This window comes from Enterobacter sp. 118C5 (assembly GCF_034107645.1).
GTDB lineage: Bacteria > Pseudomonadota > Gammaproteobacteria > Enterobacterales > Enterobacteriaceae > Enterobacter > Enterobacter nematophilus.
Map to the genome: position 1 here is coordinate 437,182 of NZ_JAWNEU010000002.1, position 21,293 is coordinate 458,474.

The 21,293-nt window shown below is 55.9% G+C and carries 27 protein-coding genes; 3 read left to right on the forward strand and 24 right to left on the reverse strand.

The window, feature by feature from the left end:
• Positions 1-30: 30 nt before the first annotated feature.
• The 20 genes from UTO39_RS07335 to UTO39_RS07430 all read right to left on the reverse strand — a co-directional run bounded on the left by UTO39_RS07335 (position 31) and on the right by UTO39_RS07430 (position 12,890).
• Complete coding sequence (locus tag UTO39_RS07335) at positions 31-333, reverse strand: phage tail assembly protein (RefSeq protein ID WP_320726833.1); 303 nt, start codon at positions 331-333, stop codon at positions 31-33.
• Between the two features lie 56 nt (positions 334-389).
• Positions 390-908, reverse strand: coding sequence for a phage major tail tube protein (locus UTO39_RS07340; protein ID WP_023309235.1), 519 nt, complete (start codon positions 906-908; stop codon positions 390-392).
• 11 nt (positions 909-919) lie between these two features.
• On the reverse strand, positions 920-2,107 hold the full coding sequence (locus UTO39_RS07345) for a phage tail sheath protein (RefSeq protein WP_233002777.1): 1,188 nt from the start codon (positions 2,105-2,107) through the stop codon (positions 920-922).
• Positions 2,108-2,261: 154 nt separating this feature from the next.
• Entirely contained in the window at positions 2,262-2,882 is a 621-nt protein-coding gene (locus UTO39_RS07350; RefSeq protein WP_320726834.1) for a tail fiber assembly protein, read from the reverse strand.
• The gene (locus UTO39_RS07355) at positions 2,870-4,678 is read right to left on the reverse strand and encodes a phage tail protein (protein WP_320726835.1); all 1,809 of its coding nucleotides are present in this window, start codon (positions 4,676-4,678) and stop codon (positions 2,870-2,872) included. Before UTO39_RS07355 ends, UTO39_RS07350 begins: the two co-directional genes overlap by 13 nt.
• 11 nt (positions 4,679-4,689) lie before the next feature.
• Positions 4,690-5,220: a phage tail protein I gene (locus UTO39_RS07360; RefSeq protein ID WP_320726836.1), complete on the reverse strand. Its 531-nt coding sequence runs from the start codon at positions 5,218-5,220 to the stop codon at positions 4,690-4,692.
• A complete protein-coding gene (locus tag UTO39_RS07365) occupies positions 5,213-6,121 on the reverse strand; it encodes a baseplate assembly protein (RefSeq protein ID WP_320726837.1) in 909 nt (302 codons plus the stop codon). The genes UTO39_RS07360 and UTO39_RS07365 overlap by 8 nt, the downstream gene beginning before the upstream one ends.
• 5 nt (positions 6,122-6,126) lie before the next feature.
• Positions 6,127-6,477 carry a GPW/gp25 family protein gene (locus UTO39_RS07370; protein ID WP_041908038.1) on the reverse strand — a complete coding sequence of 117 codons (351 nt, stop codon included), beginning with the start codon at positions 6,475-6,477 and terminating at the stop codon, positions 6,127-6,129.
• Entirely contained in the window at positions 6,474-7,115 is a 642-nt protein-coding gene (locus tag UTO39_RS07375; RefSeq protein WP_320726838.1) for a phage baseplate assembly protein V, read from the reverse strand. The genes UTO39_RS07370 and UTO39_RS07375 overlap by 4 nt, the downstream gene beginning before the upstream one ends.
• A gap of 103 nt (positions 7,116-7,218) precedes the next feature.
• Complete coding sequence (locus UTO39_RS07380; protein WP_320726839.1) at positions 7,219-7,686, reverse strand: phage tail protein; 468 nt, start codon at positions 7,684-7,686, stop codon at positions 7,219-7,221.
• Entirely contained in the window at positions 7,649-7,894 is a 246-nt protein-coding gene (gene lysC / locus UTO39_RS07385) for an Rz1-like lysis system protein LysC (protein WP_320726840.1), read from the reverse strand. The genes UTO39_RS07380 and lysC overlap by 38 nt, the downstream gene beginning before the upstream one ends.
• On the reverse strand, positions 7,782-8,207 hold the full coding sequence (lysB, locus tag UTO39_RS07390; RefSeq protein ID WP_320726841.1) for an Rz-like lysis system protein LysB: 426 nt from the start codon (positions 8,205-8,207) through the stop codon (positions 7,782-7,784). The genes lysC and lysB overlap by 113 nt, the downstream gene beginning before the upstream one ends.
• On the reverse strand, positions 8,204-8,713 hold the full coding sequence (locus UTO39_RS07395) for a lysozyme (RefSeq protein ID WP_320726842.1): 510 nt from the start codon (positions 8,711-8,713) through the stop codon (positions 8,204-8,206). Before UTO39_RS07395 ends, lysB begins: the two co-directional genes overlap by 4 nt.
• Positions 8,697-8,918, reverse strand: a complete 222-nt coding sequence (locus UTO39_RS07400) for an HP1 family phage holin (RefSeq protein WP_045260131.1) — start codon at positions 8,916-8,918, stop codon at positions 8,697-8,699. The genes UTO39_RS07395 and UTO39_RS07400 overlap by 17 nt, the downstream gene beginning before the upstream one ends.
• Positions 8,909-9,112, reverse strand: coding sequence for a tail protein X (locus UTO39_RS07405; RefSeq protein WP_236307807.1), 204 nt, complete (start codon positions 9,110-9,112; stop codon positions 8,909-8,911). Before UTO39_RS07405 ends, UTO39_RS07400 begins: the two co-directional genes overlap by 10 nt.
• Positions 9,113-9,293: 181 nt before the next feature.
• Complete coding sequence (locus UTO39_RS07410) at positions 9,294-9,734, reverse strand: DinI-like family protein (protein ID WP_320726843.1); 441 nt, start codon at positions 9,732-9,734, stop codon at positions 9,294-9,296.
• Positions 9,735-9,843: 109 nt separating this feature from the next.
• Positions 9,844-12,033: a replication endonuclease gene (locus tag UTO39_RS07415; protein WP_320726844.1), complete on the reverse strand. Its 2,190-nt coding sequence runs from the start codon at positions 12,031-12,033 to the stop codon at positions 9,844-9,846.
• A 1-nt stretch (position 12,034) separates the two neighbouring features.
• Positions 12,035-12,256 carry a TraR/DksA family transcriptional regulator gene (locus UTO39_RS07420; RefSeq protein ID WP_041908022.1) on the reverse strand — a complete coding sequence of 74 codons (222 nt, stop codon included), beginning with the start codon at positions 12,254-12,256 and terminating at the stop codon, positions 12,035-12,037.
• Entirely contained in the window at positions 12,256-12,483 is a 228-nt protein-coding gene (locus tag UTO39_RS07425) for a DUF2732 family protein (protein ID WP_320726845.1), read from the reverse strand. Before UTO39_RS07425 ends, UTO39_RS07420 begins: the two co-directional genes overlap by 1 nt.
• Before the next feature lie 68 nt (positions 12,484-12,551).
• Entirely contained in the window at positions 12,552-12,890 is a 339-nt protein-coding gene (locus UTO39_RS07430; RefSeq protein ID WP_320726846.1) for a DUF5347 domain-containing protein, read from the reverse strand.
• 242 nt (positions 12,891-13,132) lie between these two features.
• Between UTO39_RS07430 and UTO39_RS07435 the strand changes: the two genes are divergently transcribed.
• On the forward strand, positions 13,133-13,708 hold the full coding sequence (locus UTO39_RS07435) for a phage repressor protein CI (RefSeq protein WP_320726847.1): 576 nt from the start codon (positions 13,133-13,135) through the stop codon (positions 13,706-13,708).
• Between the two features lie 137 nt (positions 13,709-13,845).
• On the opposite strand, the gene UTO39_RS07440 is transcribed toward UTO39_RS07435, so the two are convergent.
• On the reverse strand, positions 13,846-14,529 hold the full coding sequence (locus UTO39_RS07440) for an outer membrane beta-barrel protein (RefSeq protein ID WP_320726848.1): 684 nt from the start codon (positions 14,527-14,529) through the stop codon (positions 13,846-13,848).
• 365 nt (positions 14,530-14,894) lie between these two features.
• On the opposite strand from UTO39_RS07440, the gene UTO39_RS07445 reads away from it, so the two are divergent.
• Entirely contained in the window at positions 14,895-16,064 is a 1,170-nt protein-coding gene (locus UTO39_RS07445) for a DNA repair protein (protein ID WP_320726849.1), read from the forward strand.
• On the opposite strand, the gene UTO39_RS07450 is transcribed toward UTO39_RS07445, so the two are convergent.
• A complete protein-coding gene (locus tag UTO39_RS07450; RefSeq protein WP_320726850.1) occupies positions 16,065-16,829 on the reverse strand; it encodes a siderophore-interacting protein in 765 nt (254 codons plus the stop codon).
• A 147-nt stretch (positions 16,830-16,976) separates the two neighbouring features.
• On the opposite strand from UTO39_RS07450, the gene UTO39_RS07455 reads away from it, so the two are divergent.
• On the forward strand, positions 16,977-17,471 hold the full coding sequence (locus UTO39_RS07455; protein ID WP_320726851.1) for a PadR family transcriptional regulator: 495 nt from the start codon (positions 16,977-16,979) through the stop codon (positions 17,469-17,471).
• On the opposite strand, the gene UTO39_RS07460 is transcribed toward UTO39_RS07455, so the two are convergent.
• Both UTO39_RS07460 and UTO39_RS07465 read right to left on the reverse strand, forming a co-directional pair.
• Positions 17,468-19,027: a methyl-accepting chemotaxis protein gene (locus tag UTO39_RS07460; protein ID WP_266179001.1), complete on the reverse strand. Its 1,560-nt coding sequence runs from the start codon at positions 19,025-19,027 to the stop codon at positions 17,468-17,470. The two genes, UTO39_RS07455 and UTO39_RS07460, sit on opposite strands and share 4 nt — an antisense overlap.
• A 336-nt stretch (positions 19,028-19,363) precedes the next feature.
• Complete coding sequence (locus UTO39_RS07465; protein WP_320726852.1) at positions 19,364-20,884, reverse strand: methyl-accepting chemotaxis protein; 1,521 nt, start codon at positions 20,882-20,884, stop codon at positions 19,364-19,366.
• Positions 20,885-21,293 lie beyond the last annotated feature (409 nt).

A 21,293-nucleotide genomic window follows, 5' to 3' on the forward strand; every position in this document is an offset into this window, starting at 1 on the left:
GATCGTCGACCGACAGATTTTCAGGAAATTTCAGCGAGCCGAAGCCGGTGACAAAAAACCTATCACCTTGCCTGCAAACGAGAGCAGATCGCAGGCATCCAGGCGCGCAACCTCATGCTCGGTCAGGGCTGGCGAGGTCATTCGCGGCAGCACCTTGATCAGCGCATCTACGTCAGATTGCGCCAGCGACGCCAGCGATACCCCTCGCAGGGTCCCGGCATTCGGTTTTGAAACGGTCACCTTTTCAATTTTTTGCTCACCGCGCTGAACGGGGCTATCAAGCGTGACGATATGTGGGTTTTCGTTCATGGCAGTCTCGTTGATATTTTCCATTTCGTTACTCTTCAGAAAGTTAACTTACCGGCCGGCGATCCCGGCCGGTTAAAGGGTTACAGGCCGATGGCCTTACGGTGTTCAGCCAGACGATCGACGCCGTCGACTTTCAGCACCATGTTGATGATGTCGATTTCGATGATCTCTTTGCCATCAATGGTCAGCTGGTAGTAGGCGCACTCGGTGGACATCTTGGTGGTGCCGCTCTCGCCCTGCTTGTTTTCACCGCCATCAAACTCTTTATGACGGCCGCGCATGACGATTTCGACGGCGGAGATTTCGCCGGTATCATCGCGCTGATAGGAGCCGGTAAAGCGCAGCGGCACGCTGTCCGCGCCCGGAGAGGCATACTGCGCCCACAGCGCGGCGTCCGGCAGACCGCCAACGGTCCACTCCAGCGCCAGAGCATCATCGTCAAGGCCGAGGTCGACAGAGACCGAGCCGGGCATACCGCCGCCGCGATACTTCTCCAGCTTGCGGGTAAGCTTCGGCAAGGTGACGGACTCAACAACGCCCATATAGCTCAGGCCATCGTTGAACATATTCAGATATTTCAGTTTGCGTGGTAACGCCATGCTTCAGCTCCTTAGCTATTAACCGAATCTGACAGATCTGCCAGATAGGTATCGGTGATGCGCTGGCGCAGGGTCAGATTTTCCAGCGGCGGGACAGGGGTGTAGTCGTAATCGATATACAGTTTCCCCGCTTTCAGGGTTGATGCGTCGTTCGACTCAGGGTCATACCAGCAGGAGCCGTCGACAATATAGCCGTTGGTTTTCAGCTCGCGGAACTTGGCATTAATACCGGACACAATGTCGCGGATAAGCGTCGGGGTGATAGGTTTGTCCATCGCCCACGCATGCGCTTCCGCCATGGTATCGGCCAGCACCTGTGCGGTGCGGGTGTAGTTTTCAAAGACGAATAACGGATCGTCTGAGCAGGTGCGGTTACCCCAGAATTTGAAGCCGTCGTTACGAATCAGCGTGGTGACGCCAGCCTGGTTAAGCAGGTTCGCGTCGGTGGCCTGTTCCTGCAGATCCCAGGAGACAGAAGCGCTTACGCCAGTGACGCCGTTAACGCCAACGTTTGACAGGGTTTTATGCCAGCCCATTGTCTGGTCGATTTTGGCGCGCAGGCCAAGCGCACGGGCGGTCGCCCAGGCCGTTGTTGTCGCGTTCGTGGTGGTATCCCACGCCAGAAAATCAGGGTGGATAACCATCAGCTCGCGCTGGCTGAAGTTTTTGCGGTAGTTGATCGCCTCAGAAATGGTTTTGCACCCCCATGCGCTGACATAGCCAAACGCGCGCAGGCTCTGGCACGTGGCGGCCAGCGCGGTTGCCACTTCCTGAGAGTCCAGCCCCGGTACGCCGAGAATGCGTGGCTTAACGCCGGTCACCGTTTTCGCCGTGAGAAGCGCCTTCAGACCGGTGTATTTACCGTTTTCATCGGTGGTACCGATGATGTTGGAAATGGTCTGTTTATGTGCCTCTTCCGGGGTCTCTGCAGTGCCCTCAGCCACGCGAACAACCACGACAACCGGTTTACACTGGTCGGCGATCGCCTGCAGAGAAGCGGACAGCGTCCCTGCCTTGCCGGCTTTCGCAATTGCGCTTTGTACGTTGGTAATGAGCACAGGCTCGTTTAAAGGAAATGTCTTGTCGTCAGCATCGCTGGCCGTACAGACCATGCCGATGATTGCCGTCGAGACGGTGGAAATGGTGCGGGTGCCATCGTTGATTTCGATAACTTCCACGCCGTGGTGATAGTCGCCCATCCGGTTAACTCCTTCGTTTAGTGGTGAGGCTATTGTCTGTGGAGCGCGCGATTGATGCGACGTATTGGGGTTGGGGAAAGGATTACACAACAAACGAAAAGCCCTCCGGAGGGAGGGCTTGGGCCATTCAGGCAAAAAAGCACGGCGTATCGATTTATAATTTTGTCTCAGGCAGCGGCGGCCAGACCGGTTTATTAACATCGACCCGACTCAGAAGCACACGGTATTTCTTCCACTCCTTCAAGTTCGCTGTTTCTTCCTCTGACGCCATATCCAACTCAAGCGCATCCTGCAAGGTGGCGATGACGTTATTTGCCTGAGTTAGCAGTTCCAGTTTTTTGCGTTGTGCTTCTGCTTCATAATTCACTGGTGCCGCAGTAATTTTCCCATCGTCGAAAAGAAATGCACCGCCTAATGCTTTCTCACCCGCAGCGGTAAATTCATCCGATACACTCTCTGGCCCGATTTCAACGACAATTTGATTAACCGGGAAAATCGTGCTCGCATCATATGAAAAATGAATGATTTCTTTCGAGTCAGGATTGAAAGAGACTTTCAACGTTTCTTTTGAAAGTGTCTTAAGCCACTGATACCAGTCATTGCCATTTTCATCTTTCAGAAAAACAACATTCATTTCCGGTGATTTAGCAACATAATATAATTCGAGTTCCTCCGGCGTAAGTTTAGCCACTTTCGCTGGATTATATTTCCCCCATTTTTCTAATGGGTCATATTTTTTAAATACACCTGATTGCATTCTCATTAAGCCACCCATGCCGTATACCAGTTCCCGCCGATGTTATATTGGACATAACGATATTGCACCGCTGTGTAGTTTGTCTTTTGCTGCACAGCGGTGACAACAGCACCATCTGGGGCATATGCAAACGTGTTATCGTTATTCCCGTTGGTTGCCGTTCCTAATGAAGCCAGCCTCATTCCCCCTTGCAGAAAGTTAGCGACAGTCCAGGCTTGTGTTGAAAAGTTCCCGTTGACCCATGCAGTAGTTGCATAAGGGCTCAAATCCTGCTGGGGCGGTGGGTTATTACTGGAATAAACCCTGACCAAACCGCCTGACTCATACAGACCCTGACCAGCGACAATATTCCCCCCTGTCCCAATCTGGCCGGGGACATTTAAATTTCCATTAGCATTAAATGAATATATTGCCCCGGTTCCGCTATCACCCAAAATTTGAATAATAGCGGAACCAAAATCACCACTTCCTGAACGTAATATTCCAAAACTAACTGACGCACCAAATCCATATCCACTCGTCGCGGATGTTCCTTTGACAATTGGCAGGTACATCGAAATATCTTTAGGAGTAGTATAACCAGGAACAAAAAATGGAGCAGAGGCATCAATATATTGATTTGCAAACGCCCCGCCGCCTTGCCAGTATTCAGGCTTTATCGCGTAATAACATGCATTATTTAAATACTCAACGCTTCCGCCGTAGTTTGTGATAACGTTCGTCCAACTCCCCCAATAGCCATTATCCGCATTTAAGGTGCGGAATTTCAGCCGCTTCCCGCCGTCGCTATAGGACGCCGCATACTGCACACGATAGCCATCGCCACCAAGGCCGCCCACATCAAGAATCGTCGCCTCATAACCCGGTGAATATGCTGCATCGGCATAACAGAAGCTCACTGAGTTAGCCGGGAGGGCGCTTGCATCGGCAATTGCCGTACCCGCTCTGGCGGCTACCGTTCTCAACGCCAGCGCACTACCGTTAACCAGCACGCGCCCCGGTGTGATGTCGTCGCGGCTTTCCTGAACATTTTTACCTGCGGCAGTACCCAAGCTATTTTTGAGCTTTGTCACGTCATCATTGACGGTCTTCACAGCCTTAGATGTGGCCGCAAGCGACTCAGACGCGCTGTCGGTGGCACTACTGAGCTGAACGATCCCCTTTTGCGCCGTAGTTGCGTCCTGAGCCGTATATTTACCGTTTGCAAGATCATACGCAGTCTTAACCGCTTTCGGCGTTGCCGCCTGTGCTTCAGAGGAACTGTCAGTCGCACTACTAAGCTGAGTAAACCCTTTAGCCGTCAGCGTGGCATCAGGATGGCGACGAGACTGCTCATGCTCTTCAAGCTTCTCATCAACGTACTCCTGGGTTGCCATTACTGTAGACGTATCTATCGAGAGCTCCACCGAGGCGATATCGCTGACCATGACCACCATCCTCACGGTCTGCGCACGTCCGGATCCTTCCTCCAACAACGGCTTATAGCTTTCAGCCATGTTCCCAACGGCAATCAGTGTCCCCGTGTCATCATAGAGCCCCATTTCTCGCATCCAGAAACCGCCGGTTTCAGGCAGGATGAGCAGCTCCGCGATCACATAATTTTGATGCTTGTTATCCTGGCTGATTTTATTCAGCGCATGGCGCCAGACTTCGTTAACCAGCTTCGTCTGTCCGGCATCAGGTACCGGCAACGTGCCCCCACCGTCACCCACCGCCATCGCCGTAAAATTGACTTTCTTGCCGTTCGGGACGGTCGCTGCAGCCAGTTTTTCGGCACCGGCTTTGGTGATAACCGTTTTATATTTCACTGTCATTGTGCTCTCACTTATCCGGGATAAACCGTAATGATGTCGCCGTCATAGCTCAGGGCGCCGGTATAGAGATAACCCGGAATGTCCTGGATGATATTCAGGCCAATAAGGTGGCGGCTGGCAGGCTTTGCATCAGCAATCAGCCTCTCCATTTCGTAATACATTTCCTCGGTGATACCGGTGTCCAGCACGCCAATGTCAAGGCGGAAGGTGCCGGGCGGATCGTTGGTTTCCCACCACTCGGTGACGTTGATCAGATAGCCAAGCGGCTCCACCACGCGACGCACGGCGCCAATCGTTCCTTTGTGGGCATGGATAAACCACGCCGCGCGGATAACGTCCCGCTTGGTGGCCTCCGGCCAGTTCTCGTCCCAACGGTCAACCGAAAATGCCCATGCCAGCCACGGCAGCAGATTCGCCGGGCAGGTGTCCACATTCCAGAGGTGGCGCAGCGGAACGGGCGTATTTTCGATGTCCGCACAGGCGCGCGCTGCCGCGACCTCAAGCGGCGATGAGCCAACCGGTAAAAGGCGGGTGTTACTCATCGTTCCCTCCGACAGTTACGCTGTAGTGGCTGCACCATGAGGCCTGGGTTTCATCAAGCACGATGTCAGCCGCGGGTGCGGTCAGCTCCACCCGCTGAACCCCTTCTACGTGAAGAGCGGCGTAAATGGCGGACTTGCGAATGTCGCGTCCAAGACGATGCTGAGCCGTGATATAGGCCTGTAGCCGGGCCCTTGCCGCGTTGAGTACCGGTTCGCTTTCGGGGCCGGGAAAAAGGAAAAGCGATGCTTCAATGCTGTAATCAACTATTTTGGCCGACTGGACGGTAACGCGGTCGGCAACGGGCCTGACGTCTTCATCGTTGAGGGCGTTACGAACAATAGCGATCAGCTCTTCAGACGCTATGCCGTTATTCTCGCGAGAGAGTACGGAAATCGTGACGTTCGCCGGCTGCGGGCTGATGACGGAGATGTCCGCTACCCGGCCATCTGCACTGCGGCCATGGAACTGGTACGCGCCCGTCGATCCCGCCACGCTCAGCCCTTCCGGGGCCTGCTGGATGCGCAGACGAAAATCGGTATCGGACTCCATCACAGCCGGCGTGGGCGGGAACGTGGTGTCGTCGGCAGGAGCGATCGTCAGACGCGCAAGGTTAGCGTTTGCCCCAATCTGGTCCAGATCGCTGCCCGCTGCATAGGCCAACATGACCGCCCGCGCGGCCTCGTTAACCCGCTGACGCCACATGACTTCCCGGTAGGCATTCTCCTGCAGGAGCTTCACAATAGGCTCTGACTCCAGCGTCAGCGTCCGCGCAATCGCCTCTCGCTCCTCTTCAGGATAGAGCGAGACAAAGGTGGCCTTTCGTTCTGCCAACAGCGTTTCATAATCCACCTCCTCCACGACATCAGGCGCGGCGAGCTGGCTCAGATCAACAATAGCCATAGCGTTTAACTCAGTGAAATGGTGATAGAAAAGGATTGTCCGGAGGTCGGGCGCGTGCCGGTGATATCGACATACAGCGTCCCGTCGTTCTCCGAACGCTCGAAAGTGATGGCCGTCAGGCTTATCCGCGGCTCCCATTTTTGGATGGCGGAATAGCATGCGGACATGATTTGCAGACGCAGCGCCGGACTCTGCGGCCTGTCGATCATCGCCGCCAGCAGCGAGCCGTAATCCCGGCGCATAACCCGCGAGCCAATCGGCGTAACCAGAATGTCGCGCACGCTTTGCCGGATGTGTTCAGCCTCTGAAATGCTCAGCCCGGTCTGCCTGTTCATTCCCCTGTATCGCACCGTCATTGTGTCCCCTTAGTCCAGCTTCCGCCGCTTTGCACGCTGCCGTGCGCGTGGTTGTCCACCTGCACCCCGTTGGAGGTGAATTTACCGCCGGAGTGCTCAATATTTCCGGTCATCACACCGCCCTGCTGCACTTCAAGAGAGGCGGTGATTAACCTGTTGGTACACACCACTTCAGGCGTATCCAGGGTGATGCGGGACGTTGACGTCACCCGCACCTCCGGCACGGTGGCGGTAAGCGATTCAGAGGCGGTAACGTCGGCCGTTTTAATGCCTGCAACCGTCAGCGCCCCGCGTTCGGGTTCGTACTCAATCACTGCGCCGTCAGGAAACGAGGCGTGGAAGGCATCGGGCGACCCGGACGGCGCCGGATGGTCGTCCGAGAAAATGCCGGGCAGCACAAAGGCGGTATCCAGCTCGCCGCCGATGGCCAGCAGCAGCACCTGCTCGCCCTCGGAAGGCGCCCACCACACGCGCGAACGTCCCGCACGACAGGTTAGCCAGTTCAGCCAGGTAGTTTTCATCCCGCCGGTCTGGACACGACAAAGCCCTCTGTTGAGGTCAACCTCGGTCACAACACCGATACGAATCAGATTGCGGATCGCGCGAGCGATACCGTTCATGGAAGTTAATGTATTCATGAGAAGAGAATGCCGTTCAGAGAGAACGGCAGCAACGAGACGGGGTTTTATGCGGGATGAAACAACACGCAGTACAGACAGCGGGCTCTCGGCCCGGGGGAACTTACGCCTCCCACTGGCTGACCAGCTCACCGTTGATGTACAACGACGTCGGACGCGTGACGGGCTCCGGCAGCGGCGGCTCGGGGGAATACGTCGCGTGCAGAGCCCCCTGCTCCTGTGCAACAAGCATGCGCTCGGTTAATTGCAAACTGACGCTGATATCCATCGTATCGTCATTGTTTAAGACGATCGTGAAGGAACATCCGTTTTTACGGCCTTCATCAAGGGTAAAAATGTCCGGCTGGTTCTCCCGAAGCCAGGCCAGCACGGAAACGAAAAATCCTTCGCTGTCGCCGGTGAAACCGCTGACCTTTGCATTCAGTTGGTAGTGTTTTTCAAAGGAGAGCGAGGAGGCAAGGCGGGCGTCAATATGCCCGCTTCCGACCGACATCTGCAGGCGCTCCGGGCTGGCGTTCAGTTGGGGGATCGCGTCAATTAATGCCTGGCGCAGGCTCTTGAGTTTGTGCATCGAATTTATCCTGACAGTTTTTAATGGTTTCAACCTGCAGCGCGCAGGCGATAAGGGCATACTCAAGCCTGCGAATATCCGCGCTGAGATCGCCGTTAGTGACGGGTTCGCTGCCCGGCATCGGGCAGAGGCTCACCTTCGGGCAGGCGTGGTAAACAATGGGCTGCGGAGGCGCAGGCGGTGCGGGTGTGCAGCCTGCGGACAGCATCAGGCAGCCGAGCGCTATACCAGCGGCGTAACGCTTCATTTTCATTAAGTAATCTCCCGATAGTCGCTTCCCGTCTCGCGCTCTCCTCACCCGCAGTGACAAGCGCCTCACGGAGCCTGACCTGGGCGTTTTCGTTTGATCGGGCAATCCGTTGCGACAGGAACAGCTGATGGTTAAGCGTGGCGAGGGCATTTTTTTGCTCGCTGGCGACCCGGTTAGCCGTGGCTAAGGAACGGGACAGGGTCAGATTTTCATGACGAAGCCACAGCGTGATGGCCAGCAGCCCGGCCAGCGCAAGCATGAGGGCTCTCATGGCAACCCCTTCATGCACCAGGCCTTCTCGCGGACGCGACGATTTTCGAGCCCGGTATTTTTAACGCCGTTGACGTACACCCAGCGGGTAAGCTGCTCGCACGCCTGCGACCACTGTTTACGCTTGATAAACGACACCAGCGTCGAACGACAGGCGGCGCCTGCGCCGACATTAAAGGAGAAGCTCACCAGCGCGTCGTAGACCCGTGGCGGCATCTCTACCGGCGCGCACGCCGCCAGCCGCCGCTCCACGTTGAGCACATCAGCGACCAGGTTTGCCGCGGCCTCGCGCTCGGTAATGTCCCGCGTGGGCACAACGTTTGCCGTGTGGCCAATGCCTGACGTCCATACCCCGGCGCTACATTGGTAGGGCGAGAGGCGGCATCCTTCAAGATCGGCAATCAACGCCAGCCCCTCCGGAGAGGTTTTCAGTAACCGAAAATCAGGCATCAGCACCGCCAGGGCCAGCACGCCGGCGACGCTGCAACGCTTAATGATTGAGTTCACGAATGCTCTTCTTATCGAGGCCAAGAGATTTGAGATAGCGCCAGGTTTTTCGCTTAAACCAGTAATTCGTCAGCGCGGTAAAAATGGCGCAAAGACTTCCCACGTACAGCGCGACTTTGTCAGGAGACATCGCCCCGAACCAGGCCAGCGCCACCGCCAGCCAGTAGGCGATAAACGTGGTGATTTTCTCCAGGCTCAGTCCCATAGGTTTACGGATTCTTTTGTGGGGGCGCTATCCACCTCCGGCATCTCTACCGGCGTGCCGTGAGGCAAGATAACCCCTAACTCCGCGAGGCCAGAGTTGGCCTTCAGAACGGCTTCAACGACGCCAGCCGTGCGCCCATAAACGCGGGCGCAAACGGCATCAAGCGTGTCACCCTGCATTGCATAGATCTTCATCAGTCGCTCCCAACTTCCGGTTTCCAGGTACTGAAGAGTTTCCCGGGCCAGCCGGCTTTTCGCTATCGCTGACGGATGGACGCTCGCGGGCACAACAAACCGTCCGCGGGAAGCGAAGCGCGGTTCAAATGGGAGCGTAAAAATTTCATGAGGATGTTCGGTCCGGGTAATAAAACCGGATTTAGCGCCAGCTCTCGTCTTCCCAGACTTCCCGGAGAATAGTGTCCAGCGCCTCGCGATCGGCCTCTTTTTCAAGCCCCTGGAGCTCTACCCCCGTCACCGAGCCTATTCTCACGGTCACCCGCGTTGACGGAAACAGGGACCTAATCCTGCGGGTCAGTTCGCTCTGGAAGGCTTCGGCGACGGACTGGCCAGCCAGCCGATCTTTATCGAGAGTAATGTTCACCCGAACGTTACTCTCTTTTTTAATGCGTTCCGGAACAGGCGATGCCGAGAAAACAACGGTAAAGGCGTTGTTCTTGATTAAATTTCCCCGCGCAATCTCGGCAATTAAATTCAGGGCAATCTCACGATCTCTTTCCTGACACGTTCCTTCTGTCGTCAGCCGGGCAATCATCTCGACGCGTTCAATCATGACCTGCTCGTTCAACTCTCTGTCCACACAACCTCCACCACGAGATACTGTATAAACATACAGTATCATGTATTCATAAAAAGAGTGAAGCGAAAAATCAGAACACTTCACGGTATGTACATGATATCGATGAAGATTAGCGTGCTCGCCGGGTTAACAGATCCGTTAAATACCCAATACGTTCAAGGATTTTCCGCGCCTTTTCCTGATAAGAACACGCCGCAGGAAATAGCGATCCGTCAGCTGCGCCCCTGCACCATTTGTCGTTAAAGCGGCTGACGCCTCCCGCCATAAGATGCAGGGCCTCTCCCCGGCTGATGTCTATCCCGGTGGCGAGCCGTATCTCATCAATCACCTTCTCTGGTACGCCGTTCTGCGGGTCGCTCGCGAAGACTATGGGCGACGTAGCGCCGGGGCGGATGAATTTGATGCGTTCGGTTAATGCCCGTCTCGCACGCCGGCTAAGGGGCTGAGAGAGATCGTCCTGCGTACAGTTATTGACAGAACTCCGAGAGGGCTCAGGCGCATCCTTAATTTCCGCGGCCCGCTTCGGCACAATTTTCCACTGGGTGAGCCGGGTGACAATCGGGCTGCCCGCGCCGACGGCGGAATCGTACACGCCACGAATACGGACCGTTTCCTCTCCGTACTGGTTAAACCCGGCGCGCGGTCCGTACAGCGTGCGCACCTGTAAATCATCGCGACGGACAAACGGCCCGCCCTGCGCAGTAACGTAACCCGCCCAGTCGCCGGCGTCGGCGGCATCATGGACGGCGGCAAACTCAACGCTCAAGCCGCGCGCGGCCTCAGCATCCGCCAGACGTCGCAGCTCGCGGTAGACCGTTACCGGCGCGCCGCCGATGAACTGAAACTGACGAATGTGCCAGCGCCCCGCCCAGGCCGAAACGGCGGATGCCGTCTCCTTCAGAAGCCCGCCGCTTTCGCTATCGGTCTCGCCATCGAGCGCATAGCCATCGATATTCTTAGAGATGTATTTGGCTATATAGCCGGTAGCACTGCCTTTCTTAGGATCGATCGCTTCCGCGTGAAAGCGCGCCCTTCTGGCACTTTCGCTCTGCAGCTCAACGGCATCCTCCTGCCGCGCGTAATCCCCGATAATCTGGCGAACGCATTCGACATCTTCCGGCAGCATAAACATCAGCATGTGCCAGTGGGGCGTACCGTCGTGATGGGGTTCCGCGACGCGGATACCAAATACACGGCGCCCGTCCCGGTGGAGTTTTGCCCGGATACGCGCCCAGAGACGGGTAAAGTAGCCTTGAGTATCCGCCGGGCTGGCCCCGTTCCACTTAGCGTTGGGGTAGCCCGATTTCACGGTCGCGTGGTACCGGGCGGGCGCGGTTAAGGTATAGAACTCGCCCACATAGCCCAGCGCCTCGCAGATATTTTCAAACCCGCGGATGCGGGTCATCAGTTCACAGCGGCGTATCGCCGGGTTTGCACCTGACCTGTCGTGTTTTTCAATCAGGCTGATGCGGTTGCCCTCTTCATCTTCAAGCTCCATGCCCTTAAGGAATTCACGGGTGCGGCGCTTCTGCTCGCGCCACTCGGTCACGCAGCGCCTGCTCGCATACGCCGTTCTCTTTTTGCTGACGTTGCTGAGGGCAATCTGCAAATGCTCGCGCCAGGCCGCCGCGATCCGGCGCAGGCGACCGCGCCACCACGCCTCGGAAAACATGCGGATCACCGCCGCGGCAACGTCATCTTTGTTGAAAAAGGTCTTCGACACCCGTTCCCAGTGGGGAGGCGACACGTTGAACTGTCGGGCGATCAGTCCAGCGCGCTTATACCAGACGTAAAGCGTCCGGTATTCGCCCATCTCAGCATCGTTAATATTCGCCAGCTCGCCGCGAATAAAGCTGGCGATATCTGCAGCCAGCAGATCGATATCCGCACGGGACATATCCGGAAGACGGTTATAGCGCGCAACCAGCTCAACCATCCTTGAAGCGAGGTATTGCAGGATCTGGGTGTCGAAATGGCCATTAAACACGGCCCTGGAGACCGTATTGTGCAGGCCCGCGCAGGCATAGCGTTCAGAGACAAGACGCAGGCGGGGCAGCATCCTTTTGCAGAAGCGGATCGAGAAAGCATTGGCCTTCAGGCTGCCCTGATTCTGTTCGAGGGCGTCAATCGTGCGCCAGACCTCGAAGCGCACGCAGTCAGGCTGCTGTGAGAGGGCAATTCTTGCCTGCTGCAGCGCCGCGAAGAGGCGATCGCGACGCTGCTGTTGGGCGTGCGTGAGGTAAGGGCTGGCAATGGCCGACCGTGAAGCATTCCACGGATAAGCAAATGACGTCGCCAAGTCATCCTCCACGGACGTGCTTATTTTTCATCTCCGCGATCTCCTGGCAGGTGATGCACAAGGCCACCCCAGGCACCGCTTTTCGGCGCGCCTCAGGTATCGGCGCATCGCAGTCCTCGCAGAGGAAACGCGAAGGCGATGCGGGTCGCCTGCGGGCACTGTTAATGTGGCGCTCTCTGTCTTCCTGCTCGCGCGCCTGCGCAAGATCGATAAAATCGGCCATCAGTGCAGCTCCTGAGATTCACGTTCGTAGCGGGCCGCCTCGTGGGACAGCAGTTCGGCAACGTCTTCTCCGCTCATGCCGGTTTTGAAGATATGGCTCGCCAGCGCCTCCAGGCGCAGGGAGACCGCGAGGGCTCGCGCGCATCGTTCCTCTGTTTTTGCCTCCATCAGCAGGCGTTTCAGTTCTTCACTTCCGACCGGATGAGGGCGGTTTTCACGGTTTCGCATTACGCATTCTCCTTAAATTCAGGCAATAGATTGCCCGGCGGGTTTACGCCAATAGGTTTCGGGTTGGGTTAGATCGGAAGGGCTAGCCGTTCAGGAAATAGGCTCACGACAGCACGAAAATGATTCATGGCGTTGATCAGCGCTCTCTTTTCCTCTGTCGTCAGCTCGCTGATATCGCACTCATGACGGGCGACGGGCAATCTCGCCAGGAAAAAGATGGCGGCCAGCGCCCTGCTGTTTTCTTCAAAACAGGGATCGCGCTTATCGCGCATCTCAGCCATAAACCGCGCCAGCTCTTTCCCGCTGTCGCTCCAGTATCGGGCGCGCAGTTCCGCGACGTGGTTAAGCCCGCTAAGGCGTGCCCCCACGCTAAGCGGAACCCTTGCTCGGGCAGCTTCTATTGCCATCTCTCCCCTCGCGTGAGTTTGCACAGCCCGAAGGGCCAGCCGCTACCGTGCTGAACACGGAAATAGCCCGGCATTTTCCGCCGTTTGATGATTGCGATTTCACAAGCCATGCTGCAAAATTCCCATTTTGATAATGTCTGCAATCATTAGCCTCTGTTTGCCAACGTCTGCCGCTGATTGCTCGAATTTGCAATGATATTAATACCCATTTGAGTATTAGTAAACACCCAAAGGAATATATTTTGATCTTAGATTCTCAAGTGAATAATGAAGAGTTACTCGATAGAATCTGTCAGGTATATGGTTTCACGCAGAAAATCCAGCTGGCCCGGCACTTTAATATCGCCGCCAGCTCGCTTCAGAACCGCTACGCGCGCGGCACTATCTCTTACGACTTCGCGGTTCAGTGCGCGCTGGACACCGGTGCCAGCCTGCGCTGGCTGATGACCGGGCAAGGCGCGCAGTTTGAAGGGAACCCCGCATCGGGCGATCCGGTTTCAGTTTCGGCATTCACACTTAGTGATGGTAAGTTGGAAGAAAATACCACTTTGAGCATCGACTCCGGTTTCTTTAGCAAACCGCTGGCTCGCGGCATCGCCGTTCGGGCGGAGGGAAAGCTGCACTTTATTGAAAAAGAGGCGTCGTTAACCGACGGCCTTTGGCTGGTCGAGATTGAAGGTACCGCCAGCATCCGCGACTTAACGCTGCTGCCGGGTAAAAAACTCCACGTGGCGGGCGGTAAAGTTCCCTTTGAGTGCGGTATCAACGAGATAAAAACGGTGGGTCGCGTGGTGGGGATCTACAGCGAAGTGAGCTGATAAAAGCGTTCAGGAAGCGATCGGCACAACCGTAAAGACTTTTCCTGTAACAACGTGATTTCAACAAGCACAAAAAAGCCAACCCCGCACTACCGCGGCGTTGGCCCTGTTTTTAAAGCAGTGAAACTTACAACAGGTTAAAAGACATAACGCATGCCAAGGGTAAATTCATTAGAGACGATGTGTGCTTTCATCTGTTCGTCTTTTAAGCCACGCGCGTTAGTGAAGTTGTTATATCCACTTTCGATCTTGCCCATATCGATATAGCGGTAGCCCAGGTCAACGTACAGGCGTTCAACCGGCGTATAGCTCACGCCAGCCCCTAAAGCGTAGGTCAGGTTACTTTGCGTGGTAGAAGCATATTCGCGGCCCGCGTTACCCTGCCAGCCGTTGGCTTTAATCTTGCTCACGCCAAGACCTGCCGTACCGTACAGGGAAACGCCATAATCCAGCTCATAGTCGCGATAAACGTTAACCATCAGGCGTTCGGTCTCAGTTTTCAGGTGGTTATAGCTGTTGGCAAAGGTACTGGAGCCGCTGGTATATTCGCCCTTCTGCTTAAAGGTATATTCACCCTCTGTACGCCAGCCGTTACCAAACTGATAGCCCGCAGCAATCGCCGCGCCGCCGAAGTGCTCTTTCTCTTTACCGCCCACAAACTGCCCTACCCCAGGACGTGCGCTGGTATCCATCTCCTTTGCACGCTGTTCAACCTGAAGATATTTTGCGGAACCGTAATACCCTTCCTCAGTATTTGCTGCCAGAACAGTGACCGGAATCATCGCGATCGGCAGGGCGGCTAAAATAGCTTTCATATTCATCTCTACTCCGTTGAAAAAATATTCCGCACGTCGAACAGTCGTCCGCCGATGTCAGGAAAACAGTCAGTGAGAGGGATAATAAGCAGCCCGGCCCAGGCAAACTATTCGGGCGATTACGGGTTTCACCAGGTAATTTTACGTAGGGATTGGTCTTGTTTTGATAATAATTTCTCGTTATTTCAATAGACTAAAACGAGCGCTTTCAGCGAACCTCGCGAAGACCATCACCACCCGCACGTCTTCACAAACTGCAAATCTAAAGAAATCCCCCATCGCGCCGATCATCATCCGTGTGTATTATTTCCTGTAGCTTTTACAACAACTACCCTTAACTCAAATACTTAAGCGCCAAAGCGAAAGGCATCATGAGCACACCGATCAAACGGCTAGAAATCATTAAAAATGCCATTGAACTGGAAGATGACGACATCATCCAGAGCCAGCTGACACGCCTGAAAAATGAAGCGTTTGACGATGAGCTACAGGCAATCGTCGTGGCGCTTGAGGAAAAGAACTACACCGCGGCCATGGCGGCCATAACCGCCTGGCTGCAGGGCCAGCGTGCCGTGACCCAGTGGCGCGATCCGCAGGTAGCCGCCAGCAAGCTGGAGCTGAAGGCGCTGGAAGAGCGCCTGCGCGATCTGATTGACCGCCGCAACGCGCGCGTGCAGCAGCTTGATGAGTTCAACGATCTCTATTTCTCCCGCCTCGGGCCGCTGATGCAGCAGATCCTCGCCCTTCGTAAAACGCTGGCGGAGCTGAACCTGCGTCGTCAGCTGGCGGAGGCACGTCGTCGGGAAGAAGATTACCGACGCTGCCAGCGCTATATGGCACAGGCGGTGGAGGTGCTGGCAACGCTCACCCAGCGCTGGCGCGATCTCCCGGCCGACTCCGTGCAGGCCGCTGAGGCGCGCAAGCATCTGGAGCAGCAAAGCTATCTGATTGCCAACCTGCTGGCCGAGGCGCTCGAACTGGAAAGCGGCTTAACCCGCGAAGAAGAGCCCGCGCGTCAGGCGCGCGACGAGGCCAACGAAGAGTACGAGAAGTATCGCGAGCAGCATCACGATGCCGAAGCGCGGCTGCGCAAGGGCAAGCAGCTCTCGGAAGAAGATCGGAACGAACTCAAGCGTCTCTGGCGGCAGGCGAGCAAGCTCTGCCACCCGGATTTAGTCGCAGACGATCTGAAAGAGGAAGCCAACGCGATGATGGTGCAGCTGAACCAGGCCAAACAGCGCGGCGACGTTAAAACCATTCGCTCGCTGGTGGCCCGCCTGCAGCAGGGGTTCGAGCCATTGATGGCTAGCGACAGGCTGAACGATCTGGAGCGTATCCGCAAAAAAATGGCGCAGGTCCGCGAGCAAATCGACACATTAGTGAACGAGCTGGCGGAGCTGGAAAAAGAGGAGTCCTGGCTGCTGGTATCGTCGCTGAGCAATATGGAAGCGTACTTTGCCCAGCAGGAGAAAGCGCTGCACGAGGTCCGCGCCTCGCTCGAACACCAGGTGAACGAAGCGCAGATGGATTCAGCAGCCTGATTATTTAGCGTGCCAGTATGCGCTGGCACGCACCAGCTGCTGGTCAATCGCGTCGGTTTCAAACTGGCGGCTCAGGCTTTTTACCACCTTCCCTTCTCCGGTCAGCCAGATAAAGTAATCCTCTGCCGGAACGGTCAACGATGCCAGTTGGTCAGCCACCGCCTGCTCGCTGTGGCCCACCACCCAGGTGATGTTGAATTTACTCAGGTGCGCCAGATAGTCCTTATAAGATTTGTCACCTACGGTCACTACCGCGTGAATTTCCGGAGAAACCGGCAGTTTAGCAATGCCCTCTAAACGTCGACGCAGCGCGGGCATGCCGGACTCGTCGCACACGTACAGCTGCCAGGCGTAATCCTCCGGCACCACCAGCGAACCGCGCGGTCCGCCGATGGTCAGCCTGTCGCCCACCTTCGCCCCGACTGCCCAACTGCTGGCAATGCCGCCGTCGTGAATGAAGAAATCGAGCGCCAGCTCATGATTTGCCTCATCGTACAGAGGCGTATAGTCGCGCGCCTGCGGACGTACGCCGTCGCCCCAGTCGATGCCTTCATCGGTAACCTTCGGCGGGACAAACGTGGCGCCAGGCGCCGGGAAAAAGACTTTGGTGTGGTCGTCGAAGCCGCGGGAGCTAAAGCCCTCCAGCGCCTCGCCGCCTAAAACAATACGCTGAAAGCCTGCGCTAACGCGCTCAACGCGGCGCACCGTCAGCTCGCGAAAGCGCAGGTCATTACGCACGCGCTGTGGGTAACGGGTAGATGCCATTTTTAGCCTCTTCTCTGGTGAATACGATATATCGAAATTGATTTTTAAATGATAATGATTACTAATCAGTAAAAATGCAAGTTCTTTTAGATTGCATCTGAATATATCTTAGATATAGTTTAGATATATCAAATTGAGAGGCATAACATGCGACACGAACACGACGGCGGCGGACGCCGACCGCGCTTTTTCGGCCACGGCGACCTGCGGCTGGTGATTCTGGATATTCTGACCCGCAGCGTGAGCCACGGCTATGAGCTGATCAAAGAGATCGAGAACCTCACCCAGGGGAACTATACCCCGAGCCCCGGCGTGATCTACCCGACGCTGGATTATCTGCAGGATCAGACGTTTATCACCATTACGGAAGAAGAGAGCGGTCGTAAGAAGATTGCGATTACCGCTGAAGGACAACGCTGGCTGGACGAAAACCGGGAGCAGCTGGAACAGATCCAGGTGCGTATTAAGGCGCGCAGCGTCGGGTTTCAGCTGCGCAAAAACCCGCAGATGAAGCGGGCGCTGGATAACTTTAAAGCGGTGCTGGACCTGAAGGTGAATCAGGGAGAGCTCAGCGACGCGCAGCTCAGGCAGATTATCGGCGTAATCGACCGCGCGGCGCTGGAGATCTCCCAGCTGGATTAAGCCGGCGCGCGCTCGCTCACGCGGAAGACGCGTACCAGCTCTTTCAGGTGCATCGCCTGTTCGTTAAGGGATGCCGCCGCCGCGACGGACTCCTCCACCAGCGCAGAGTTCTGCTGGGTGGTGGCATCAATCAGGCCAATCGCGCTGTTGATCTGCGAGATCCCCTCCGTCTGCTCGTGGCTGGCCTGGCGGATCTCGCGCAGGATCGCGTCCATCTCCTCCACGTTGCCGACCATGCCGTTGATCAACGCACTCGCTTTTTCCACCAGGTTCATCCCGTCCTGGGTCTGGCTGGTGGAGCTCTCGATCAGCTCGCGGATTTCACTGGCGGACGACGCGCTCTTCTGGGCAAGCTGGCGCACCTCGCCGGCCACCACCGCGAAGCCGCGACCGTGCTCTCCGGCACGGGCCGCTTCCACCGCCGCGTTGAGCGCCAGAATGTTGGTCTGGAACGCAATGGCGTCGATCAGGTCGATAATGTCGGACATCCGGTTCGACGTCTCGTTAATCAGGCGCATTTTGCTGGTCACCTGCTTCATCATCTCCCCGTTGTTTTTGACCACCGTAGCGGCATCTGCCGAGAGGTTGGTCGCTTCCCCGGTGTGCGAGGCGGTGTTTTTCACCGTCGCGGTGATCTGCTCCATCGAGGCGGCGGTCTGTTCAACGGAACTTGCCTGCTCCTCGGTGCGCGCGGCAAGATCCTGGTTACCGGCGACAATCTGCGCGGCTGCGCTGGAGATGTTCTCCGAGCCGGTTTGCACCTGCTGCACAATGTCCAGCAGGCGGTTTTTCATCTCCATCAGCGCGTGCAGCAACAGGCCCGTTTCGTCTTTGCCGTGCGGCGTGATGCTGCCCGTCAGGTCGCCCTCTGAAATGGCATTGGCAAAATTCACCGCCTCGCCGAGCGGACGGGTGATAGCGCGCACGATAAACCAGCCAATCAGGCTGCCAGCCGCGACGCTAAAGAGGGTGATCAGGATTAGCAGCAGTCGGCTAGACCTGAAGTCGCCTTCCACCAGCGCCCCGGCGTTCTGCATCTCCTGGTTCTGAATCGCAATCAGCTCCTGCACTTTGGCTTTATAGGCCTGCTGCACGGTGAGGGTGTGGGTCATCATCTCCTGGATAGCACCCGCACGGTCGTTATTCTGCACCGCCTGCAAAATGCGATAGCGCGAGTCCAGATACTGCTGACGAACGTCGCGGATCTCGGCAAGGACCTGCTGCGATTTCGGGTCCTGCAGCACCGTATTCAGCTCGCCCAAAATCACCGTGATATGCTCGCTGATCGCTTTAAGATGCTGCTGCGACTGCGCCGTGTACGTTCCCTGTTCATCCAGCAGCATGAGCTGCTGAGTGCTAATAAATTCCTGGAAGTTGTCGATTAACTGGTTCGCTTTTACCGTGGTGGGATAATCATGGGTAATGATGGACTGCATCCCGTTGTTAGCCCGGTTCAGGCTCAGTAAGGACATACTGGCGCTGACCACCATCAGGACAATAAAGAATCCAAACGCCAGAAATAATTTCGTGCCGATCTTTACGTCATGTAAGAACATATTTTCTCCATCGATGTGATTATTTCTCAGACGATCGCTGTTATCGGTAACGAATCCGCTAACTTTATGACTTTGATCGTTTTTTTATTTCATAACCATCAAAATGGATAGGTAGAGGCTATTAATTACGCCCCATCGATCGTTACCAGACCACCAGAACAGGGTTTTGCAAAATAGCATCGGGGAAAACTGACTAGGCAGGGATAAATAACTGAGGCACTTTCTTTAGTTATTTAATATCTCATTAACAATAAAAGCCATTAATAGTCACAGCCAGAAATAAAAAAAGCCGTTTATTCCTTACGGTATAAACGACTTTTCCGGAACATTACTGGCTCAATGGAGCACCGTCACCGCATCCTTAAGACGCCCGGCGCGGTGTTTCACCATGGCAGAGATGTGCGCGCTCTCCTCGACCAGGTCGGCATTTTTTTGCGTAATGCTGTCCAGCTCCGCCACCGCGCGGGTTAACTCTGACAGTCCGGTGGCCTGTTCGGACGTCGAGTGGCTGATCTGCGCGATGAGCTGCGTGACATTTTTCACCTGCTCGACAATATCATCCATCGTGCGGCCTGCGGCGTGCACCTGCTCGGAGCCGGACTGTACCCTGCTGGCGCTGGCATCAATCAGCTTACGGATATCGTTCGCCGCATTCGCGCTGCGGCTGGCAAGGTGGCGAACTTCCCCCGCGACCACGGCAAAGCCTTTCCCCTGCTCGCCGGCCCTTGCCGCTTCAACGGCCGCATTCAGCGCCAGAATATTGGTCTGGAAAGCAATGTCGTTAATCAGGGAGGTAATTGAGCCGATGCGCTGCGTGCTGTCGGCGATGTCGTCCATGGTTTTGACGACGGTCTGCATCGCGTTGCCGCCTTTCGTCGCCGCGCTGCTCGCGGCCACGGAGAGTTTGTCCACTTCGGCGGCGGTTTCTGAGTTGCTCTGAACGGATGCGGCCATCTGGTTCATCGTTGCGACGGTCTGCTGCACGTTCGCCACGGTCTGACGCGTACGATCGTTCAGCGCTTCATTCCCCTGCGCCAGCCTGTCGCTGCCGTCGCGGACGCTCATCACCTGGCTTGAGACGTCATTGATGAGCCAGCGGCACATCAGCCCCAGCTGTCCTACCGCGCGCAGGGTCAGCCCCAGCTCGTCGCTGCGGTTCAGATGCTGCACGCTGTTGCGCTCGCCGGTCGCCACCTTTAGTGCCTGATGCGCGACGTTTTCGATCGGGCGGACAATCTGCTGCTCAAACAGCAGCGTTCCCAGCAGCATGACCACGGCGGCCGCTGCGAGCGGTGCCCAGCCTGCGGATGTGATCACCAGGGTAGCGGCAAGCGCGGCAAAGAGCGCCGCCATCACGCCGCGCACGCGCCAGCGCAGCGGCATGGCAGGAAGTTTACCCAACCAGCCCTTACGCACCACCAGTCCTTTTTGAATGCGTCTTTTACAGCTCCCGTTATTCAGCGCCCGGTAGAGCGGCTCTACGGCGGCAATCTCTTCCTCCGTGGCTTTGGTGCGGATCGACATATAGCCCGTCACCTGCCCGTTTCGCACCATCGGCACCGCATTCGCGCGCACCCAGTAATGATCGCCATTTTTACGTCGGTTTTTGACAATCCCGCTCCAGGGCTCCCCCTGCTGCAGGGTGTACCACATATCGGCAAACGCCGCTTTTGGCATGTCGGGATGGCGCACCAGATTGTGCGGCTGGCCCATCAGCTCATCAAGCTGATAGCCGCTCACCTGCACAAAGGTGTCGTTTGCATGGGTCATATAGCTGTGGACGTCTGTGGTCGACATTAAGGTGGTGTCATCGTCCAGAGGATAGTTATTCTGGGTGACATAGGAAGGAGAAGACATGACGGGCATTCCTTGCAGGTTATTCGAATGTTAATTTTGTGGTTTATTGTTTTTTCGGCGGTAAACAATTTATCTTTAGTTGTTAAACTTGATGGAGATCGCAGATTTCACTTAAACCGCACTTTTTGTGAGATTTTATAATTCATTGATTCCAAATACTTTCGCCAAGAAATTACCTATAAAGCATGACCTGTTAACGCCCACTTAAGCCGCAAGCCATGCACTCCTTTAGTGCAATTGCCCTTTTCTGCACCTGATAATGCGGGCTGCCCTGTACCGCTAAATCCCGTTTCGGTATCTCCGGCATGATTAAATATTGCGCAACATAATTTTAACCTGGCGTTTATCCCGATTTTCGTTAAGTCATCTGAAGTGGCGTAATCCCTGCAATACTTAACTCAGTATCATG

Excerpts from the sequence above, each read along its gene's own strand:
- UTO39_RS07335 (WP_320726833.1), bottom strand. The coding sequence starts at position 333 with ATGGAAAATATCAACGAGACTGCCATGAACGAAAACCCACATATCGTC.
- UTO39_RS07340 (WP_023309235.1), bottom strand. The coding sequence starts at position 908 with ATGGCGTTACCACGCAAACTGAAATATCTGAATATGTTCAACGATGGC.
- UTO39_RS07345 (WP_233002777.1), bottom strand. The coding sequence starts at position 2,107 with ATGGGCGACTATCACCACGGCGTGGAAGTTATCGAAATCAACGATGGC.
- UTO39_RS07350 (WP_320726834.1), bottom strand. The coding sequence starts at position 2,882 with ATGGGTGGCTTAATGAGAATGCAATCAGGTGTATTTAAAAAATATGAC.
- UTO39_RS07355 (WP_320726835.1), bottom strand. The coding sequence starts at position 4,678 with ATGACAGTGAAATATAAAACGGTTATCACCAAAGCCGGTGCCGAAAAA.
- UTO39_RS07360 (WP_320726836.1), bottom strand. The coding sequence starts at position 5,220 with ATGAGTAACACCCGCCTTTTACCGGTTGGCTCATCGCCGCTTGAGGTC.
- UTO39_RS07365 (WP_320726837.1), bottom strand. The coding sequence starts at position 6,121 with ATGGCTATTGTTGATCTGAGCCAGCTCGCCGCGCCTGATGTCGTGGAG.
- UTO39_RS07370 (WP_041908038.1), bottom strand. The coding sequence starts at position 6,477 with ATGACGGTGCGATACAGGGGAATGAACAGGCAGACCGGGCTGAGCATT.
- UTO39_RS07375 (WP_320726838.1), bottom strand. The coding sequence starts at position 7,115 with ATGAATACATTAACTTCCATGAACGGTATCGCTCGCGCGATCCGCAAT.
- UTO39_RS07380 (WP_320726839.1), bottom strand. The coding sequence starts at position 7,686 with ATGCACAAACTCAAGAGCCTGCGCCAGGCATTAATTGACGCGATCCCC.
- lysC (WP_320726840.1), bottom strand. The coding sequence starts at position 7,894 with ATGCTGTCCGCAGGCTGCACACCCGCACCGCCTGCGCCTCCGCAGCCC.
- lysB (WP_320726841.1), bottom strand. The coding sequence starts at position 8,207 with ATGAGAGCCCTCATGCTTGCGCTGGCCGGGCTGCTGGCCATCACGCTG.
- UTO39_RS07400 (WP_045260131.1), bottom strand. The coding sequence starts at position 8,918 with ATGGGACTGAGCCTGGAGAAAATCACCACGTTTATCGCCTACTGGCTG.
- UTO39_RS07405 (WP_236307807.1), bottom strand. The coding sequence starts at position 9,112 with ATGAAGATCTATGCAATGCAGGGTGACACGCTTGATGCCGTTTGCGCC.
- UTO39_RS07420 (WP_041908022.1), bottom strand. The coding sequence starts at position 12,256 with ATGGCCGATTTTATCGATCTTGCGCAGGCGCGCGAGCAGGAAGACAGA.
- UTO39_RS07425 (WP_320726845.1), bottom strand. The coding sequence starts at position 12,483 with ATGCGAAACCGTGAAAACCGCCCTCATCCGGTCGGAAGTGAAGAACTG.
- UTO39_RS07430 (WP_320726846.1), bottom strand. The coding sequence starts at position 12,890 with ATGGCAATAGAAGCTGCCCGAGCAAGGGTTCCGCTTAGCGTGGGGGCA.
- UTO39_RS07440 (WP_320726848.1), bottom strand. The coding sequence starts at position 14,529 with ATGAATATGAAAGCTATTTTAGCCGCCCTGCCGATCGCGATGATTCCG.
- UTO39_RS07445 (WP_320726849.1), top strand. The coding sequence starts at position 14,895 with ATGAGCACACCGATCAAACGGCTAGAAATCATTAAAAATGCCATTGAA.
- UTO39_RS07450 (WP_320726850.1), bottom strand. The coding sequence starts at position 16,829 with ATGGCATCTACCCGTTACCCACAGCGCGTGCGTAATGACCTGCGCTTT.
- UTO39_RS07455 (WP_320726851.1), top strand. The coding sequence starts at position 16,977 with ATGCGACACGAACACGACGGCGGCGGACGCCGACCGCGCTTTTTCGGC.
- UTO39_RS07460 (WP_266179001.1), bottom strand. The coding sequence starts at position 19,027 with ATGTTCTTACATGACGTAAAGATCGGCACGAAATTATTTCTGGCGTTT.
- UTO39_RS07465 (WP_320726852.1), bottom strand. The coding sequence starts at position 20,884 with ATGTCTTCTCCTTCCTATGTCACCCAGAATAACTATCCTCTGGACGAT.